The 17,721-nt window shown below is 39.3% G+C and carries 22 protein-coding genes; 13 read left to right on the top strand and 9 right to left on the bottom strand.

What is annotated here, in order from left to right; all coding sequences use genetic code 11:
- Window positions 1–131: 131 nt before the first annotated feature.
- Complete coding sequence (locus tag LG307_RS12445) at window positions 132–785, top strand: reverse transcriptase-like protein (protein WP_404442312.1); 654 nt, start codon at window positions 132–134, stop codon at window positions 783–785.
- Between the two features lie 22 nt (window positions 786–807).
- On the top strand, window positions 808–996 hold the full coding sequence (locus LG307_RS12440) for a zinc-finger domain-containing protein (protein ID WP_010193776.1): 189 nt from the start codon (window positions 808–810) through the stop codon (window positions 994–996).
- A gap of 54 nt (window positions 997–1,050) precedes the next feature.
- On the opposite strand, the gene LG307_RS12435 is transcribed toward LG307_RS12440, so the two are convergent.
- Window positions 1,051–1,332: a DUF2564 family protein gene (locus tag LG307_RS12435; protein ID WP_404442309.1), complete on the bottom strand. Its 282-nt coding sequence runs from the start codon at window positions 1,330–1,332 to the stop codon at window positions 1,051–1,053.
- A gap of 122 nt (window positions 1,333–1,454) precedes the next feature.
- On the bottom strand, window positions 1,455–1,655 hold the full coding sequence (cspD, locus tag LG307_RS12430) for a cold-shock protein CspD (protein ID WP_088018492.1): 201 nt from the start codon (window positions 1,653–1,655) through the stop codon (window positions 1,455–1,457).
- Between the two features lie 196 nt (window positions 1,656–1,851).
- Between cspD and LG307_RS12425 the strand changes: the two genes are divergently transcribed.
- The 4 genes from LG307_RS12425 to LG307_RS12410 all read left to right on the top strand — a co-directional run bounded on the left by LG307_RS12425 (window position 1,852) and on the right by LG307_RS12410 (window position 5,949).
- Window positions 1,852–2,097 carry a hypothetical protein gene (locus LG307_RS12425; protein ID WP_404442306.1) on the top strand — a complete coding sequence of 82 codons (246 nt, stop codon included), beginning with the start codon at window positions 1,852–1,854 and terminating at the stop codon, window positions 2,095–2,097.
- 100 nt (window positions 2,098–2,197) lie between these two features.
- Entirely contained in the window at window positions 2,198–4,369 is a 2,172-nt protein-coding gene (locus LG307_RS12420; RefSeq protein WP_404442303.1) for a DNA topoisomerase III, read from the top strand.
- Window positions 4,370–4,480: 111 nt separating this feature from the next.
- Entirely contained in the window at window positions 4,481–5,200 is a 720-nt protein-coding gene (locus LG307_RS12415; RefSeq protein WP_404442300.1) for a phosphate ABC transporter ATP-binding protein, read from the top strand.
- Window positions 5,197–5,949, top strand: coding sequence for an ABC transporter permease (locus LG307_RS12410; RefSeq protein WP_404442297.1), 753 nt, complete (start codon window positions 5,197–5,199; stop codon window positions 5,947–5,949). The genes LG307_RS12415 and LG307_RS12410 overlap by 4 nt, the downstream gene beginning before the upstream one ends.
- A 362-nt stretch (window positions 5,950–6,311) precedes the next feature.
- Here the strand turns inward: LG307_RS12410 and LG307_RS12405 are convergent, their stop codons facing one another.
- From LG307_RS12405 to LG307_RS12380, 6 genes are all read right to left on the bottom strand, one after another.
- Window positions 6,312–7,115 carry an ABC transporter permease gene (locus tag LG307_RS12405; RefSeq protein ID WP_404442295.1) on the bottom strand — a complete coding sequence of 268 codons (804 nt, stop codon included), beginning with the start codon at window positions 7,113–7,115 and terminating at the stop codon, window positions 6,312–6,314.
- A gap of 3 nt (window positions 7,116–7,118) precedes the next feature.
- Window positions 7,119–7,910: an ABC transporter permease gene (locus LG307_RS12400; protein WP_404442293.1), complete on the bottom strand. Its 792-nt coding sequence runs from the start codon at window positions 7,908–7,910 to the stop codon at window positions 7,119–7,121.
- Complete coding sequence (locus tag LG307_RS12395) at window positions 7,873–8,901, bottom strand: ATP-binding cassette domain-containing protein (RefSeq protein WP_404442290.1); 1,029 nt, start codon at window positions 8,899–8,901, stop codon at window positions 7,873–7,875. The genes LG307_RS12400 and LG307_RS12395 overlap by 38 nt, the downstream gene beginning before the upstream one ends.
- Window positions 8,902–9,028: 127 nt before the next feature.
- On the bottom strand, window positions 9,029–9,661 hold the full coding sequence (locus LG307_RS12390) for an FMN-binding negative transcriptional regulator (protein WP_404442287.1): 633 nt from the start codon (window positions 9,659–9,661) through the stop codon (window positions 9,029–9,031).
- 114 nt (window positions 9,662–9,775) lie between these two features.
- On the bottom strand, window positions 9,776–9,919 hold the full coding sequence (locus tag LG307_RS12385; RefSeq protein WP_404442284.1) for a hypothetical protein: 144 nt from the start codon (window positions 9,917–9,919) through the stop codon (window positions 9,776–9,778).
- A gap of 23 nt (window positions 9,920–9,942) precedes the next feature.
- Window positions 9,943–10,167 (bottom strand): DUF3892 domain-containing protein, encoded by a 225-nt coding sequence (locus LG307_RS12380; protein ID WP_205831518.1) that lies wholly within the window; start codon window positions 10,165–10,167, stop codon window positions 9,943–9,945.
- 93 nt (window positions 10,168–10,260) lie between these two features.
- Here LG307_RS12380 and LG307_RS12375 point away from each other — a divergent pair, with 93 nt between their 5' ends.
- The 3 genes from LG307_RS12375 (at window position 10,261) to LG307_RS12365 (ending at window position 11,902) form a co-directional block, all read left to right on the top strand.
- Window positions 10,261–10,941: a class I SAM-dependent methyltransferase gene (locus LG307_RS12375; RefSeq protein WP_404442281.1), complete on the top strand. Its 681-nt coding sequence runs from the start codon at window positions 10,261–10,263 to the stop codon at window positions 10,939–10,941.
- 15 nt (window positions 10,942–10,956) lie between these two features.
- A complete protein-coding gene (locus LG307_RS12370) occupies window positions 10,957–11,646 on the top strand; it encodes an AIM24 family protein (protein ID WP_404442278.1) in 690 nt (229 codons plus the stop codon).
- 103 nt (window positions 11,647–11,749) lie between these two features.
- Window positions 11,750–11,902 carry a DUF3934 family protein gene (locus LG307_RS12365; RefSeq protein ID WP_404442275.1) on the top strand — a complete coding sequence of 51 codons (153 nt, stop codon included), beginning with the start codon at window positions 11,750–11,752 and terminating at the stop codon, window positions 11,900–11,902.
- A gap of 21 nt (window positions 11,903–11,923) precedes the next feature.
- Here LG307_RS12365 and LG307_RS12360 read toward each other — a convergent pair whose 3' ends face one another.
- Window positions 11,924–13,099: a diglucosyl diacylglycerol synthase gene (locus tag LG307_RS12360; protein ID WP_404442272.1), complete on the bottom strand. Its 1,176-nt coding sequence runs from the start codon at window positions 13,097–13,099 to the stop codon at window positions 11,924–11,926.
- A 205-nt stretch (window positions 13,100–13,304) separates the two neighbouring features.
- Between LG307_RS12360 and LG307_RS12355 the strand changes: the two genes are divergently transcribed.
- The 4 genes from LG307_RS12355 (at window position 13,305) to LG307_RS12340 (ending at window position 17,443) form a co-directional block, all read left to right on the top strand.
- A complete protein-coding gene (locus tag LG307_RS12355) occupies window positions 13,305–14,996 on the top strand; it encodes a formate--tetrahydrofolate ligase (protein ID WP_404442269.1) in 1,692 nt (563 codons plus the stop codon).
- A gap of 17 nt (window positions 14,997–15,013) precedes the next feature.
- Window positions 15,014–15,547 (top strand): glutathione peroxidase, encoded by a 534-nt coding sequence (locus LG307_RS12350; RefSeq protein WP_404442266.1) that lies wholly within the window; start codon window positions 15,014–15,016, stop codon window positions 15,545–15,547.
- A gap of 151 nt (window positions 15,548–15,698) precedes the next feature.
- The gene (locus LG307_RS12345) at window positions 15,699–16,556 is read left to right on the top strand and encodes an amidohydrolase family protein (RefSeq protein ID WP_404442262.1); all 858 of its coding nucleotides are present in this window, start codon (window positions 15,699–15,701) and stop codon (window positions 16,554–16,556) included.
- Window positions 16,557–16,600: 44 nt separating this feature from the next.
- The gene (locus LG307_RS12340) at window positions 16,601–17,443 is read left to right on the top strand and encodes a DegV family protein (protein ID WP_404442259.1); all 843 of its coding nucleotides are present in this window, start codon (window positions 16,601–16,603) and stop codon (window positions 17,441–17,443) included.
- Window positions 17,444–17,721 lie beyond the last annotated feature (278 nt).

Here is a 17,721-nt window from a genome sequence, read left to right as displayed (position 1 = left end):
ATTTAGATATGTCCTGTGATAAGATAAGAATACACAATAACAACAAAGTATTAAAGTCATAATACCCATGCTTTTTAAAGCCAAAGGGATATACGTTAGAATCACTTAGTAGTAAAGGGGATTTCCAAAAAATGAAATTAACCTTAGAATGGCACTATCACACTCCAAAGCACATAGAGACCACCTTCAGAAGTGATGAACTTGATATAAGGCTGGCCCTCAGGCTTGCCGAAGATATAGAAAAGACGGGAAGAGTAAAACGTCTTTCTTTCTTTGATCAGGATGGATCGGAATGGACGAAAAAAGAGATCAATAAATGGATCAAACAGAGTGAAGTTGGAATCTCTGACGTAGTGGCCTACTTTGACGGAGGATACGATGCAGACACAAAACTGGCGGGAATCGGAAATGTGGTTTATTATAATCAAAATAGAAAAGACTACAGATACAGAATAAATGCAAGGCTTGAAGAATTGGAATCCAACAACGAAGCAGAATATGCGGCGTTTTATTTTTTAATTCAACAGCTGGAGCATTTAGAGATTCGGGCGATGGAAGTAACCTTTAAAGGGGATTCCCTTGTTGTGTTAAACCAACTTTCTGGAGAGTGGCCGTGTTATGATGAACTTTTTAACCGCTGGCTTGATAAGATAGAGGAAAAGTTGAAGGTGCTAAAAATCAAACCTGTATATGAACCTGTACCTAGAAAAGACAACACTGAGGCTCATCAGCTTGCCAAACAGGCATTAGAAGGAACGCCGATAGAAAGTAAATTGCTATTGTGAATATTAGGAGTGACTATAAATAATGATTAATCGAAAAAAGATACTTTTGGAAGTTGGTGAAATTTTAGATACGTACTGTACGGAATGCTTGGTCAAGCAAACGTTACGTAAAGACTATGGTAAGACCCATGCTCAATCTTTTTGCATCAGTGAATGTACAGTAGGTGCTGAAATCAAGAAATTAGGAGACCAGTTAGTAGAGCGCAAATAAATTAGCGCTTTACTAACTGTTTTTTTGGTCGCAAAAAAACCGCCAAAAAGGCGGTTATTTACGTGCTTCAGAAAGCTGATGTTCGCATTGGGAAAGTGATAATTCGCAATTCTGCAGAAAGTCTGTATCAAGCCCCGTACCTGCGCTTTTTGCATCATTAAGTAAAGATCTAGCATTGGAAATGGCTCTTTCAGCATGATCCATTGCTTCTGGATCAAGACTCATGGTAGCAGAACCCACCATCTTTTCCGCGGATTGGATTGACACCTGCACTTGAGCCAAATCATTATATCCCGTGTGTAATTCAGTCTGATTATTATATTGTTGGTTATCCATTATTTCAGCCTCCTTCTTATTTTAGAATAAGTAAAAGAGGCAAAAGATATGCACTAAAAAAGAAAGAGACCATCAAACAATTGATGGTCTCTACCTGTACCTATATATTTTACAACGATAAATTAAAGTTTTGTAACGTTAGCAGCTTGTGGACCGCGGTTTCCTTCAACGATTTCAAAAGAAACTTCTTGGCCTTCTTCTAAAGATTTAAAACCGTCGCCAGTGATTGCAGAGAAATGTACGAATACGTCATCTCCACCTTCTACTTCAATAAATCCAAAACCTTTTTCATTGTTGAACCATTTTACTTTACCGTTTTGCATAGTTCTTTTTCCTCCTAAAAATAGCGCACAATGTGCCGTGAAATTGTATTATCACAACCAATTCCCAATAAAAAGAAAGCGGTTAAATGACAATTTCAATATACAATATTTCTTCTATTTTAGTCAAGGTTTCAAACTTTGTACCTGTTTTATTTTTATAATCCTTTCATATAAATAGGTAAAGGAGGGATAAGCTATGCTGCGGACAAAGTTTGAAGGGAAGGAAATGATATTGCGGATCAAAACGAATCTAAATTTGTACTCTTTAGATGAAGATATCATTTACAATAGTTTGAGTGAGTCTCTACAGGATATATATTACATGGACTCCTTTGCACTGCAAGTTGCTGACTACCTGATCGTCGGGGAAACGCAACAAAGCGCATATCCATTAATTACTGTCCAGAACATAGTTCCCAGAAAAAATATTGTCACCGTGTAACTATACAAACAAATGTTTTGCTTTTATAATAAATGTAGGAAAAGAGAAGGAATCTACACTCTTTTCCTACATTTATTTATAGAGTGGAGTGGAAGATGTAGTGAAATTAATTATTGCCGAAAAGCCAGACCAGGGATTGAAGCTTGCTGCTCCATTTTCCTTCAAGAAAAAGGATGGCTATGTAGAGATTCCCCCACAACCATTGTTCCCTAAAGGTGCCATGCTTACATGGGCTGTTGGTCATCTTTGTGAACTGTTGTCTCCGGAAGAATACGATAAAGCGTGGAAACGCTGGTCCCTGCAAACTCTCCCAATTATACCCGAAAGATTCCAACACAAAGTAACCAAATCCAAGTGGAAGCAATTCCAAACTGTCAAAAAATTAGTCCATCATCCCGAAGTGTCAGAAGTAATAATGGCAGGTGATGCAGAGCGGGAAGGAGAGGCAATCATACGTATCATTCTTCTTGTGAGCAAATGTCATAAGCCGTTAAAACGTTTGTGGATTTCCTCTTTGACCCCAAATGCTGTTCAAAAAGGTTTTGAGAACCTTTTAGAGGAACATGAAACAAGAAATGTCTATTATGAAGCACTAAGTAGATCTTGTGCGGACTGGCTGGTCGGCATGAATGCCTCACGGGCATATACGTTACTCCTGCAACAAAAAGGCATATCTGATGTATTCTCTACAGGGAGAGTACAGACTCCTACCCTTGCTTTAATTGTAAAAAGGGAATTAGAAATTGAAAATTTTGTATCAAAGCCTTTCTGGGAAGTGCTAGCCACCTTCAATATGAATGGGAAAAAATATAAGGGGAAGTGGCATAAAGATGAGGAGACTAGACTTGATGATGCGAATTTAGCCGAAAAGATTGTGCAGTTCTGTAAAGGGAAAGAAGCGATGATAGAAAACATCGAGAAGGAACGAAAGGAATTTCAGCCTCCTTATCTTTTTAACCTTTCGTCTTTACAGGCTACGGCCAACAGTCTGTATAAATTTTCTCCTCAAAAAACATTGGAGATTGCACAAAAGTTATATGTAAAGGGAATCATCTCCTACCCCCGATCTGATTCAAGCTTTGTGACAAAAGAAGAGGCGGGCATGTTTCCTGAAACGTTGCAAAAATTGAGTGCATTTACCGCATACAAGAATTACTTCCCACTTCCGTTCTCATCCGTCATGAATAATAAACGGGTAGTAAATGAGAAAAAAGTGACAGATCACTATGCCATCATTCCAACAGAACAGGTGACTGACCCCTCAAAAATGTCACCAGATGAAGAAAAAATTTATTCGCTTATTGTAAAGAGACTAATTGCTGCTCATTATGATAAAGCCATTTTTGACTACACGACCATACATACACTGGTAGATGGTCGTGCAACATTTGCTTCAAAAGGAAAAGAAGAAGTTCAGGCAGGTTGGCGAACAGTCATTTATGGGTCGAAAAAAGAGAAAGAAACAGATGAAGATGAACAAGATCTGCCATCTCTCGATAAAGGAGAAAGAGGGCATGTCCATGACGTAAAAGTGAAAGAAGGAAAAACACAGCCGCCTAAACGTTATACAGAAGGACAACTCATTACAGTGATGAAGACAGCCGGAAAACATCTAGAAGATGGAGAGCTCACTAAGGTCCTAAATAAAACCGAGGGTCTTGGAACTGAAGCCACCCGCGCCGGGATAATCGGAGTGCTAAAAGACAGAAAATATATTGATGTTAAACGAAATCAAGTATTCGCTACCAATAAAGGCAAGCTACTCATTAAGTCTATTGGTTCAAGCATATTAGCGAGTCCCGAAATGACGGCAAAATGGGAGCAGCGTCTTCATGAGATAGGCCAAGGCAAAGCATCACCTGAAGACTTTATGGAACAGGCTAAAAAGCTATCCATAAAGTTGATAGAGGATGCCAAAAGTGAAAGTGGACAATGGTCGTTTGAAGGAATGGATATCAGTGAGTTCAAATATACAAAAGGCAAGCGCAACGGGCGTGGAACAGCAGGGGTCGGAACTAAGGTCGGTACTTGTAAAAAATGCGATGGAGATGTTGTGGACAAGGGGTCGTTTTATGGTTGCTCTAACTACAAAACAAGTAAGTGTAATTTCACCATTTCTAAAAAAATCCTAGGTAAATCCATCTCTGCTACTAACGCAAAAAAACTCCTGACAGAAGGAAGGACCGCTGAAATTAAGGGCTTTAAAAAAGGAGAAAAAGTGTTTAATGCTTCATTAGAATGGAAAGAAGATAAGATACAATTTGTCTTCTAAGCATTGAATGTTAAGATAAATAGGTTGGAAGGTCGAGTGAAGGTGCTCGGCCTTATTTTTTTTGAGAAGAAGGGTATAGTATCTACTATAAAATGGAAAGGAGGGGTACCGTTGAAGGAGGCAATACAGTTAAAGGACGTAAAGTACCAAACCGATAATAATCAAATTCTTAAAGGAATTTCTGGAGACATATCAGAAGGGGATATCACCACCTTTGTCGGACCCTCTGGGGCAGGTAAGACAACTTTGTTGAAAATGCTTAACGGTCTTCTTACTCCAACATCAGGTGAGATAATGATAAATGGCAAAGAGCTGAATACCTATGAACCAACAGATCTTCGCAAGTACGTGGGGATAGCTCTTCAAAGTGCTCCAATGGTTGATGGTGATGTATTTGATAACCTTTCTTTACCTTTGAAGCTGCAGAATCGCTCTCTTGAAGAGGAAGAGGCGATAAACATATTAAATGTAGTGGGACTTGAAGAAAGCCAGTTACATCAGAACGTAAAAGATTTATCAGGCGGACAACGACAAAAGTTATCCATTGCAAGGACACTTGTGAATCGTCCGAAAGTGTTACTGCTGGATGAAATAACTTCTTCATTGGATCAAACTTCACAAAAAGAGATCGACGAATTAATACAAAGGGTAAGCAAAAAATACGGTACTACTATAATATGGATCACCCATAACTTGAATCAGGCTTTAACAGTCGGAACCTACACGTGGATCTTAATGGACGGAGAATTGTTAGAAGCAGGGAGAAGTGAGGATATCCAAAACTCCACAAACGAACATGTACAAGCATTCCTTAAGGGGGTGGTGAAATGAACGTATTTACGCTCGCAATCGCTCTTGTTTTTGTTTTAATACCTATCATTCTTTCTAAAACATTTCGCCTTGGGCTTGAAAAAGATACGATAATCGCTGTAATCAGGTCTGTTGTACAGCTATTTATCGTCGGCTACCTGTTGACGTTCGTTTTTGAGTCTGACGGGTATTTCTTAATTATTTTAATGGTTTTGACTATTATTGGAGCTGCTGTTCAAAATGTCGCAAGAAAGAAGACCCCAATCAAAGGGCTCACATGGAAGGTTGCCGTAACATTCATTTTTATTGAAGTGCTGACACAAGGGATATTGATTGGATTCCAAATTATTCCGGCAACTGCGCAGTATATCATTCCGATAACCGGCATGATTATTGGAAACTCAATGGTGCTAGGCATACTTTTTTTAAATAGATTTCTTTCAGAGATAGAAGCAAGAGAGGACGAAATTGACCTGATCCTTTCGCTTGGCGGGACAACCAAACAGGCAATCCATACCCAATTGATCCAGGCAATCAAGGCCAGTATGATTCCGACCATTGAAAGCCAGAAAACGATTGGTCTTGTTCAGCTGCCGGGAATGATGAGCGGTCAAATTATAGCTGGAGCCAGTCCCATTCAAGCCGTTCAATTTCAACTGCTAATTGTATTTTTACTACTCACAACTGCATCTGTAACAAGCATCATGCTTGGATTATTGTCTTTTCCAACATTGTTTAATAATAGAAAACAACTACTGAGATTAAGATAAGTGGAGTGAAAAAAAGGTGGAATAGTAAAGTCCAGTTGATTTCCGTTCCAGGCGCTTCGCTTGCCTGCGGGCGGTCCGTGAGCCTCCTCAGGCTTCGCCTTCCACTCCAATCAACTAAGTGACTTCATTCAACTAAAGGTTAAAGAAATACTTTTCTAATCTATGTAGTTTGGAAATCCCTCTTTAAGGTATTTTCTAGCTGTGAATTGGAGCAAATGGCGGAGACTCCAGCGGGGGAGTAACGGTAGATTGAGACCCCTGAAGCGTTGTGAGGAGGCTCAAGCACCGTCCCGCGGAAAGCGAAGCCATTTGCGGAAAGGAACAGCGGTGATACATAAATAACTAATTTTTGGCTTTTGTCTTTAACTTCCTGTACTAGTAAAAGCCCGAATTCCCTTGTTCCAAAACCAGTATGCAATGATAAATGAAAGTATAGCTATACCGGGGGTAATGAGTGCCATCGCGATCACGGATTCTTTTTCGAAAAAGTAGGTTGCCGGGTAATATGCCGTAAATCCATATGGAATCAACCACGTGATGATTAAAGTGACAGCCTTTGGATAGATCGTTAAAGGGTATCTTGCAAACTCACTTAACTGAAAAACGGAAACAACAATTGGAAGACTGTCAACCATCCAAAATGAAAAAGTTATAAAGAAAAGATTGATGGCTACAAATAAGATTCCACTGGAAATAATGAAAACAACTAGTAACAGCAGACTCTGAATCGTCCATTCGATTTCCAAATTCACACTAGCGACCGTTAAAACAATAGCTCCTATTATTAATTGACCAAACCCATCTTGCTGTACTCTTTCCGCTACAATTTGAAAAAGGGGGTTCACCGGTCGTAACAGAAGTCTGTCAAAGTTGCCTGATCTAATATACTGCCATCCAAGCGTCCATAAATTATCAAAGAAAATATGGTGTATGGAGCGACCTAAAAACGCAATGGCATAGATGAAAAGAATTTCATGAAAAGTCCAACCTTTAAGGACTTCTATGTGGTCAAAAACAATTTTTAAGAAAAAGAGAGCAGTAAATTGTTGTACCATGACCGAAAACAATCCGATGAAAAAGTCTGCTTTATACTCCATCATCACCTTTAAGTGATTGCTAAAGTATTTTCCGTATAAGAATGTATATCGTTTACACTTTTTCCACATAGGTTATCCTCCAAACACAGTTACTCTTTTAACTGCTTGATTCCACACAACTCGGACAATCACAAATAAGATGGCGAGCCAAAACAATTGGGTGAAAAAAGCCATAAATGCGTCCGGACCCATTTTTATTTGTCCTGTATAAATTGCTACAGGTACGAAGATCATCGACTGAAAAGGTAGGTAGCTACTTACTTCCTGAAACCAGCCAGGGAATAAGGTGAGTGGAATGAGTGCTCCTGAAAAGAATTTAACGATCGCTTCACGTAACACGCGCACTCCCCACACATTGACTGTCCAAAATGCCAATACACCAATAATAAGGTCTATTTGTGTCCCAATAAGGATCCCAACTAACATGCTGGCCAAAAACAAAATAGCTACCTTGAAGGATTGAGGTGCTTGAATACCGATAAATATGATGGCCACAAGAAAAATTGGAATAGTAGTGCGGACAAAGCTGTTTGCTTTTGAACCAAGGTCCATGAATATTAACTTTGTCAGGTAATCGTATGGCTTTAATAGCTCCAAGGCTATATCGCCATTTTTAATGTTTCTGGCCATCTCATTTCCTGCTCCAGATACATAGTTTTCTAACATCATGGCAATGACAACGTATGTAATCATCGATTCGAAGGAGATGGAGGAGATTTCTGTTCGATTTTGGAAAACAGCGACCCAGAAAAAATACATAATGACCAACCGGAGCAAAGTGGAGACAACATCCGCCCAATACCAAGCGAGATAGGCGGTCTCGACTTTAATTTGAGACTTTAACAGCTCCAAGTACTTCCGCATGTTCTGGCCCCCGTTCGTAAATTTCCTGTACGACTTTCTCGATGCCAAGTTCTGTTATCGTAAAGTCTTGAACGAGATAGTCTCTCATAATCTCCTTCATAATCTCACTGCCTGAAATGACCGTGTTATTAAAATGGAGTAAGTAGTGATCTTCTTCCTCTGGTAGTTCAATAAGAACAGAACTTTTCAAGGAGGAAGGAAGGTTTAATGGCCCATTTGAATCAATTTCAAGTTTGATTGTTCGGTTAAATCGTGTTTGCTGTTTAAGAGAAAGCAGACTTCCATCATAAATGACACTGCCCTTATCGATAATGATAATGCGGTGGCAAAGCTCCTCAATGTCTTGCATATCGTGAGTAGTTAATATGACAGTGGTTTGATGTTCCTTATTCATTTGTTTTATAAATTGACGAATCTTAATTTTTACCGAAGCATCCAAGCCGATGGTTGGCTCATCCAGGTATACAACAGAAGGGTTGTGTAAAAAGGCAGCAGCCAGCTCGCATCGCATCTTTTGTCCTAAGGAAAGCTGTCTAACCGGAATAGGAAGAAGCGCTTCCAAATCTAATACTTCTTTAAATTTCGCAAGGTTCCTTTCATACACATCTTCTGGAACCTCGTAAATATGTTTTAATAGTTCAAGAGATTCTTGGACTGGAATGTCCCAAAATAGCTGTGTTCGTTGTCCGAAAACAGCTCCAATACTCTTTGCGTTTTTTGTTCTATCTGAATAGGGGGTGATGCCGTTGACTACTACCGAACCTTCGTCTGGTGTAAGAATCCCGCTTATCATTTTGATAGTGGTGGATTTCCCAGCGCCATTAGACCCGATGTAACCTACAATCTCTCCTTTAGGAATGGTGAAGCTAATATCGTTTACTGCGGTCTTATTTATATATTTCCTTTTAAATAAAGCTTTTACCGCTCCAGTTAATCCTGGATCTCTTTCGAACAAACGGTAATGCTTACTGATGTTTTTCACTTCAATCATGTTGTTTACAACCTCCTGATTCTTTCCGAATGAAAGCACTAACAAGAGACTATTATAAACACTTTAAGGAGAATGTGGAAGATATTTCTTTGACGATGTAAACCAAAAAGGATGACCTGAATTTCGATCATCCCTCTTTTTTAAGTTGTAGCTCTAGTTCCATTAATGTAGCAACTACTTTTGAATCATATTGAGTCTGTTTTTTCAGTTGTTGAATGACGCGTTCTTTTCTTGCTATTGAATGATGCTGGTTCAATTTCCATTTACCTTGAAGGTTTTCCACTCTAATTCTTAATCCTACAATTCCACCTAACATACTTTCGGCAGTTTCCAGGTTATCTTCCAATCTCCATGGGTTTTCCATCCCTTTTTCATAAAAATCTGTTGCTTCTTTCAAAATATGTAACAGCGACTGATCGTCTTGGAGAATTTCTACTTTACCACTAGCATGTGCACTTACATAATTCCAAGTAGAAACAGTATTCTCTTCTTCATACCAGGAAGCAGATATATAGGCATGAGGTCCGTTAAATACTGCCAGTGCATCATTTGAATCCAGCGTTTTCCACTGAGGATTTGCCCTAGCCATATGTGAAAGTAATGTGATGGTACCGTCTACTTCCGTAGATATGATGAATGGCAAATGTGTAGCAGTCGGTTTTTCTTCATGCTGAGAGAATAGTACTCCAAAACTGTTTTCCCGGATAAATTGGACAAGCTCCTTCGTTTCTTCGTTTCTAAATTGCTTAGGTATATACATAAAGAAAGCTCCTTTACAGTTTCAATAGATCAACTCTTAATGAAATTATATAGGATTTTCTGAATATGTGGAGAAAAAAGAAAGAGAACTGCCCAATTGGACAGCTCCCAAGTATTATAGCTCCGTTTTATCTTTTTGATCTTTATTACGCTTATTACCTTTGCTGTTATCCCCGGCGACTTTTTCGCTTCCGCCTTTAAAGCTGCTTGTAGGGCTGTTCTGATTTTGACTACCGCCGTTGTTATGTTTCTTCGTCATGTTGGTTTGCTCCTTCGGATAATTTAGAATAACGGTAAGTTATCCAAGTTGTTTGTGGGATCCCCGTCGGCGTTTCCTCTTATATACATCTCGCCGTCTTTACCTTTAAACACATTCGCTCCAAGGACAGTGCCTTGATTTACGTCGTTTACAGCTTCTTGATAGGAGAGAACTCTGCCGCTGGATGTTTTAAAACCTGTGATATCACCATCGCCATTTTTCTGAACTGCTACAAATGTTTCGCTCAAAGTTGATCCTCCTTTCTCTATACGATTGTAGCGTTTCCTTGTAGAATAAAATTATTCGAATGTTTAATAGATTTTTTAATAAGGGGGGTTAACATGAAAAAGTTCAACTGGAATGAAGAAACAGAAAAGGTATGGAACGAGAGTGCAGATTTTTGGCATGAAAACAGTGAAAATATGTGGTTGAACGGTAGCAGGAAAACGATCATTCCTTTTATAAAAGAGAGGTTAAAACAAGAAGCTCATGTTTTGGATGCAGGGTGTGGAGATGGTTTTGGTTCATTCTTGCTAGCAGAAAACGGGTACTATGTAACAGGAGTGGATATAGCAGAAGCCATGATAGAAAGAGCTGTGAAGAACAGGGTACATACAAAAATCAAGTTTAAAAAGGGAAGTTTGACGGAGCTGCCACTTGAAGCTCACTCGATGGATGCTGTGATGGCCATTAATTCTATCGAATGGGTAGAACAGCCTATTCAAGTGTTAGAACAATTTCATAAAGTGTTAAAGCCAGAAGGGAAATTGTATTTGGGCTTGTTGGGGCCAACTGCCGGACCAAGGGCACAAAGCTACCAAAGGCTGTATGGAAAAGAAGCAATCTGCAACACCATGATGCCCTGGGAATTCGAACGGCTTGCTCTAGAAAATGGTTGGGAACTTTTGGACGGGATGCCCGTATATAAAGAAGAAGCGAAAAAACTGGATACCACTAATCTACCTCGTTTTCTAAAGCAAGCGTTAACGTTCATGTGGGTTTTTGAGTTCCAGAAAAAATAGGGAGGCGATTTGTTTATGTCTAAATACTCCATTCAGCAATTTATTCAAAAAAGCAGGCAAGAAGATAAAGGGCAAGGTTTATTTGAGTTAGAGACGGAAAGGATTCTTGAGGTGAATCTTAACGGAGATATTTGGGCCAAAATGGGTTCGATGATTTCTTATGAAGGTTCCATCAAGTTTCAACGTGAAGGAATGTTAGAACATGGTTTAGGGAAACTGATGAAAAAAGCTTTTACTGGAGAAGGATCACAACTGATGAAGGCTTCAGGCAACGGAAAACTGTATATTGCTGATCAGGGTAAAAAAATTACAATCCTTGATCTAGAAGGTGACAGCATCTATATCAATGGCAACGACCTGCTTGCTTTTGAAAAGGGATTGGATTGGGACATTAAGCTTATGAGAAGAGTGGCAGGCATGATGGCAGGCGGACTTTTCAATGTTAGGCTGGAAGGTCGTGGTATGGTGGCCTTTACCTCGCATTATGAGCCTCTTACTTTGATGGTTTATCCGGGGCAGCCTGTTTATACGGACCCAAATGCAACGGTAGCATGGTCAGGAAACCTGCAGCCGGAGTTTGTTACAGATGTGCAATTGAAAACTTTCCTTGGAAGAGGAAGTGGCGAATCTATCCAAATGAAATTCACCGGTAACGGATTTGTCGTAGTCCAGCCATTTGAAGAAGTGTATACGACTGGCGAATAGCACCCTCTATATAAAAAACCTTTGCTTAATCACTCTAATGTAGTAAGCTAGATGTTTAACGAAATTATAATCTTTAGTTGGTATATATATAGGAGTGAAACAAATGAGTAGTAGTAAGAGCAAGGGCGGAGGAACTGGCCGCGGAACAGGTAAAAAGGGATGGAGCCGCTGGCAGAAAGCTGCCAATAAAGCCAAAAGCAACAAACCTTACAAAAGTAAGGGTGTAAAAGCAAAAGGTACTAGTGAATCAGAATAATATAAAAAAGGTTGGAAGCGACTAGCTTCCAACCTTTTTTTTCTGTGATTTAATGGAAGAGGGGTAACCTATTCGCATTATTTTTTCGCTCTCATTAAGGATATCTGTCATAATCATCCCTTGCGAAGTTGGAAGGTACAACCTTCTAATCGAGGCTTGCAAAGAGAGTTGTTTTTCCTTATTTTTAAGTAAAGAGTCTATGCTAAGAAGCAATTCTTCCCGGTCCTTAGCTATTAAAGCCGCACCTTTTTCAGAGAAAAATAGTGCATTTTCCTTTTCCTGTCCAGGGACAGGCTTATAAAGGATGAGAGGTGTCCCTGTTGCCGTAGCTTCTGAGAGTGTAATGCCTCCAGGCTTCGTAATCATTACACTTGCAAGCCTGTATAACTCATCAATTCTCTCTATATATCCGAAGCAATGAAACCTTTCATCATACCTATTATTTAAATGCGCCAACTCGTTTCTTAATGAAAGATTATTGCCGCATACTACCGCTAATTGATGGTCGGTAGTTAACAAAAGTGTTTCACAAATTTCTTTGATATTCTTCAGCACACCATGTGCTCCTGCAATAAGGAGGATCAAGTCTTTCTCAGGATTTATTTTATACTTTTCATAAAGAGCCATTTTATCGTGCGATTCAGAAAAGGCTGGGCGGATGGGGATGCCACTTACCACAACTTTGGATACAGGGACGCCTCGTGAGTGAATCTTTGCTTTCAGTTCATTGCTGGCAACATAATATTTATCAATATCATCATGAAGCCAGAGACTGTGGAGGCAATAATCAGTAATGATATTAAAGGTTGGTATTACAACTCCTGTTCGACGACGGAATTCAGGAACGGCGGTAATAGGGAAGGTGTTTATTAAAATGTCTGGTTCTTCAGATTGGATAAGGGAAGTGAGTCGTTTAAGTCCGTACTGATAATACCAACGAAGCATCTTTTTATTTTGAATTATGTCCGTTCCGTAATAAAAAAGCTTATAGAATTGCTTCCCATACGTAAAACTTTTTGTATATAGCTTTTCCGTAACTTCTGAAATGAATGGATGTGATTCTGCATAAAGGTTGCATATTTTAACATTCGTCATGCCTTTGTTTGCACATTCTTGATAAAGAGAATTAGCTACCTGAAGATGGCCAGTCCCATAAGAAGCAGTCAAAATAATAATCTTTGACTCTTTTTTTCTCATTTTTATGCCTCCTATCCATAATACCTACAAAGAAATTTTATCAATCTTATATTATGGAGAAATTAATGTTTTTCAAATTTTATGTAAATTTCCTCGCTAAGAATTATAAGCGCAGTACGAATCCATAATTTTTAGGAATAGTGGTACAATAATAACGTTGTCAAAAAAACAAAAAAGTCTATCATTTATAACGGGGGAATGAAGGATGAAACATACTAAGACTGCAATAAAAAGTGATATTGAAATAGCCCAGCAAGCTTCAATGAAAAAGATTATGGACATTGCAAGTCTGCTTGATATTGAAGAAGATGAAATAGAACTTTATGGAAAGTATAAGGCAAAGCTCTCCCTTGACATTACAAAGCGTTTACATAATAAACAAAATGGTAAAGTAATTTTGGTAACAGCTATCAATCCTACTCCAGCAGGTGAAGGGAAGTCTACTGTCACAGTTGGACTCGGACAGGCACTTAACAAACTGGGAAAAAAGACAGTAATCGCTATGCGCGAACCATCCCTTGGACCGACGATGGGAATGAAGGGAGGAGCAACCGGCGGAGGATATTCCCAGGTGCTGCCGATGGAAGACATCAACCTTCATTTTACAGGAGATATCCATGCTATTACGACAGCAAATAATGCCCTTGCTGCCATGATTGATAACCATATCCATCAAGGAAATGATCTAAAGATTGATACTAGGAGAATTTCTTGGAAAAGAGTACTTGATCTTAATGACCGTGCACTTAGAAAAGTAGTCATCGGCATGGGAGGACCTACACAAGGGGTTCCGCGAGAAGACGGCTTTGATATAACAGTTGCTTCTGAAATTATGGCTGTTTTCTGCTTGGCGAAAGATGTAGCTGACTTAAAAGAGAGGCTTGCAAGAATTGTCATTGGTTATGATCTGGAGAAAAAACCAGTGACGGTAAAAGATTTAAAAGTAGAAGGAGCCTTGACGTTACTGCTTAAGGATGCGTGCATGCCAAACCTTGTTCAGACGATGGAACATACTCCTGCCATCATTCATGGTGGCCCTTTTGCCAACATAGCACATGGCTGTAACAGTGTGATAGCCACTCAAATGGCCGCAAAGTTAGGAGATTTTGTAGTGACAGAAGCGGGGTTCGGAGCAGATCTTGGTGCGGAGAAATTTTTGCATATTAAAACACCAGCGCTCGGCTTTAATCCGGAAGCGGTGGTCATCGTAGCTACCATCCGTGCTATCAAGATGCACGGAGGCGTGTCAAAAGATCAATTAAAAGAAGAAAATCTAGAAGCGTTGAGTATAGGAATTGAAAATGTCAAAAAACACGTAGAGACAATAGAAAAATTCGGATTGCCTTTTGTCATTGCACTAAATGAATTTATTACCGACACTGCAGCTGAGATTGAATTTGTGAAAAATTGGTCCCAAAAAAATGATATTCCAATGGCCCTTACCCAAGTGTGGGAACAGGGTGGAGATGGAGGTTTAGAGTTAGCGAAAACAGTACTCGAACAAATGGAGTCCAAACAGTCTGCCTATACACCGCTCTATCAATCAGAGGATACTCTTGAACAAAAGCTAGAAGCAATTGTAAAGAATGTATACGGCGGATCAGGTGTGGAGTTGTTGCCGGCTGCCCAAAAACAGCTTCAACAAATTGTGGGGGAAGGATGGGGGCACTTGCCGGTTTGTATGGCAAAAACACAATACTCCCTAACTGATGACGCAAAAAAACTAGGAAGACCAGAGAACTTCACAGTAACCATCAGAGAGCTGAAACCTTCCGTTGGCGCAGGCTTCATCGTTGCTCTAACTGGTAACATCATGACGATGCCAGGTCTTCCAAAAGAGCCGGCAGCACTGAAGATGGATGTTGATGAAGAAGGAAAAGCGGTAGGCCTGTTCTAAGTAGTCGCACACAAATAATGGACAGAGAATACAAATTCAACCATAATGAAAAGAAAAATGAGGTGATTACATTGACAACAATCTATGATTTTTCTGCGTTGGATATTAGAGGAAATGAAGTCCCGCTCTCGGAATATAAAGATCATGTCCTATTGATAGTCAATACAGCCAGCAAATGCGGTTTCACTCCCCAGTTTGAAGAACTAGAAGAATTGTATAAAGAATACAAGGACAAAAAGTTTATGGTACTAGGATTTCCTTGTAACCAGTTTGGGAATCAAGAGCCTGGTAAAGAAGAGGATATTAATGAATTTTGTCAATTGAATTACGGCGTCTCATTCCCGATGTTTTCAAAAGTGGATGTTAACGGTGAGGATGCTCATCCTCTATTTGACTACTTAAAAGAACATGCAAAAGGGTTATTGGGATCTAAGGCAGTAAAATGGAATTTCACAAAATTCCTGGTAGACAGAAACGGAAAAGTAGTGGAAAGATTCGCATCTGCAACATCTCCATCAAAAATGAAAAATGATATTGAAGAATTACTATAATAAATTGACATCCATTTTATAGAACTTGTGAATAAACTATTGCAATTAAAGCTATTATAAAAGCAAACCCTTTTCTTGAAACAGAGAAGGGTTTTTCTGCATTACTATCGAATACATAATAATATCACTATTTAAAGAAAGGAGTAACCTGTTGAAAATTATTGATGCCCATGTCCATTTTTCAAAAATAAAGAGTTTTCAAGACACCGCGGATAACATATCCCGACTCTCCTATACGTATGATGGACTTCTCAATGAATGGCAAGATTGTAATGTGGTGGGAGCTGTGGCGATGGGGGTCACTGAAACAGAACCATATGCTTTTCCAGACATTAAAAGTAATACACCGATGGGATTAAACCTGGCAACCTCCATTCCTCCAACTATGGGTTATTGTCCGGGGATCAATCCGTATAAAATGCAGGAAGAGAATGTTCAAAGCCTAGAAAGGGAAATTCAGAAGCGAAATGTGGTAGGAATGAAAATATACTTAGGTTACTACCCTTTTTACGCATATGATGAAGTTTATTCACCAGTGTACCGTTTGGCTGCCAAGTATCATTTACCGGTAGTATTCCACACAGGAGATACATATTCAGAGAGAGGATTATTAAAGTATTCTCATCCTCTGACTTTAGACGAGGTGGCAGTGTTTAACAGAGACGTTACGTTTGTAATGGCACATTTCGGAGATCCGTGGGTGTTGGATGGAGCAGAAGTCGTTTATAAAAACAGAAATATGTACGCAGATCTTTCCGGCTTGATAGTGGGAACAAACCAAGAAATAAACCGGCACAAGAAAACGAGATTCCTACAACATCTGTTACATGCACTAGATTATTGCGATCATTATGAAAAATTGATGTTCGGGACCGATTGGCCACTCATAACCGTCGGTGCCTATCTTTCTTTTATAAAAGAAATCATTCCAAATGACTTTCATCAAGCGGTCTTTCATGATACTGCTTTAAAAGTATTTCCACGGTTGCAAGAATTATTATCAGAATAGTACAATTAAATAAGGGAAAAAGATAGAGAACAGGGGGAGATTTTATGGAGAAAATAGCTTGGGTTACAGATAGCACGGCGTATTTGGACGAGATGTTGGTACATCATCCTGATGTATACAGCATTCCGATGGTGGTCTACTTTGAAGAAGAGGAATTTCTAGATGGTGTAACTTTATCATTAGAGGACTTTTATACAAAGCTCGAGGCGAGTAGCACGCCACCTAAAACTTCGCAACCATCTGTAGGGGCATTTGTAGAGTTGTACAATAAATTGGCGGAATCATATGATCGGATTATTTCTGTACATCTATCAAGCCATTTGAGTGGGACTGTGTCATCAAGTACTCAGGCAGGGGAGTTAGTGGACATTCCCGTACACACCATAGATTCTAAAGTCATCTCTTTCCCATTATCCGCAATGGTAAAAAAAGGAATAGAAGCTCGAAAAGCTGGGAAGTCATACGAAGAAATTGTTGAATATCTTAATGAATTAGCTGAAAAATGCGACATATATGTTTTAATAGGCAGTTTAGAGCAATTGCACCGAAGCGGACGAATGTCTGGTGTACAAAAGATACTAGGAAGTCTGCTCCAAATAAAACCGATTATTCAAATAAAAGACGGGAAGTTGAATATCGCCGAAAAAGTTCGCACTCAGAAGAAAGCGTTGTCAAAAATTGTGGACTTCTTAGATGAGGCACAAGCGAATTCAACTATTAAAGAACTATTTGTCCTGCACGGGACCAATATAGAGGAAGCGGACGCACTAGTGGACAACCTGAAAGAAAAATACCCTGATATCCCGATTAACCGTTTTCCTTTATCTACTGCCATCGCTGTCCATGCGGGAGTAAACACAATCGGTATATCATGGTATAACGAATAAAGAATCAACGATACTGCAAGACATACTGAATTTCCTTATTACTGAGAGGATAGGCTCCTATTAAGGTATAACCTATACTAATATATCTGGACAACGTTTCAGCACAGCTGTTAGCGGTTGGTTCGAATGGGGCATGGTCACTCTTAAAAACAGCTACCACTTCATTTGTCATATAATTGCATCTTATAAGAACAATATGAGTTCCCAACCATGCAGTACCAATTTGAGATCGGTTCACAAACCAAGGATAATTCATTTCTTCACCTTTCTAGCTAATG

Source organism: Sutcliffiella horikoshii (genome assembly GCF_044809035.1).
Taxonomy (GTDB): Bacteria; Bacillota; Bacilli; order Bacillales; family Bacillaceae_I; genus Sutcliffiella_A; species Sutcliffiella_A horikoshii_G.
Note: the sequence above shows the minus strand (reverse complement) of the source record. Positions and strands in the feature narration are given on the sequence as shown.

Bases quoted from the DNA above. Each gene is read 5' to 3' on its own strand.
- LG307_RS12445 (WP_404442312.1), top strand. From the start codon at position 132: ATGAAATTAACCTTAGAATGGCACTATCACACTCCAAAGCACATAGAG.
- LG307_RS12440 (WP_010193776.1), top strand. From the start codon at position 808: ATGATTAATCGAAAAAAGATACTTTTGGAAGTTGGTGAAATTTTAGAT.
- LG307_RS12435 (WP_404442309.1), bottom strand. From the start codon at position 1,332: ATGGATAACCAACAATATAATAATCAGACTGAATTACACACGGGATAT.
- cspD (WP_088018492.1), bottom strand. From the start codon at position 1,655: ATGCAAAACGGTAAAGTAAAATGGTTCAACAATGAAAAAGGTTTTGGA.
- LG307_RS12425 (WP_404442306.1), top strand. From the start codon at position 1,852: ATGCTGCGGACAAAGTTTGAAGGGAAGGAAATGATATTGCGGATCAAA.
- LG307_RS12410 (WP_404442297.1), top strand. From the start codon at position 5,197: ATGAACGTATTTACGCTCGCAATCGCTCTTGTTTTTGTTTTAATACCT.
- LG307_RS12405 (WP_404442295.1), bottom strand. From the start codon at position 7,115: ATGTGGAAAAAGTGTAAACGATATACATTCTTATACGGAAAATACTTT.
- LG307_RS12400 (WP_404442293.1), bottom strand. From the start codon at position 7,910: ATGCGGAAGTACTTGGAGCTGTTAAAGTCTCAAATTAAAGTCGAGACC.
- LG307_RS12395 (WP_404442290.1), bottom strand. From the start codon at position 8,901: ATGATTGAAGTGAAAAACATCAGTAAGCATTACCGTTTGTTCGAAAGA.
- LG307_RS12390 (WP_404442287.1), bottom strand. From the start codon at position 9,661: ATGTATATACCTAAGCAATTTAGAAACGAAGAAACGAAGGAGCTTGTC.
- LG307_RS12385 (WP_404442284.1), bottom strand. From the start codon at position 9,919: ATGACGAAGAAACATAACAACGGCGGTAGTCAAAATCAGAACAGCCCT.
- LG307_RS12375 (WP_404442281.1), top strand. From the start codon at position 10,261: ATGAAAAAGTTCAACTGGAATGAAGAAACAGAAAAGGTATGGAACGAG.
- LG307_RS12370 (WP_404442278.1), top strand. From the start codon at position 10,957: ATGTCTAAATACTCCATTCAGCAATTTATTCAAAAAAGCAGGCAAGAA.
- LG307_RS12365 (WP_404442275.1), top strand. From the start codon at position 11,750: ATGAGTAGTAGTAAGAGCAAGGGCGGAGGAACTGGCCGCGGAACAGGT.
- LG307_RS12360 (WP_404442272.1), bottom strand. From the start codon at position 13,099: ATGAGAAAAAAAGAGTCAAAGATTATTATTTTGACTGCTTCTTATGGG.
- LG307_RS12355 (WP_404442269.1), top strand. From the start codon at position 13,305: ATGAAACATACTAAGACTGCAATAAAAAGTGATATTGAAATAGCCCAG.
- LG307_RS12350 (WP_404442266.1), top strand. From the start codon at position 15,014: ATGGACAGAGAATACAAATTCAACCATAATGAAAAGAAAAATGAGGTG.
- LG307_RS12340 (WP_404442259.1), top strand. From the start codon at position 16,601: ATGGAGAAAATAGCTTGGGTTACAGATAGCACGGCGTATTTGGACGAG.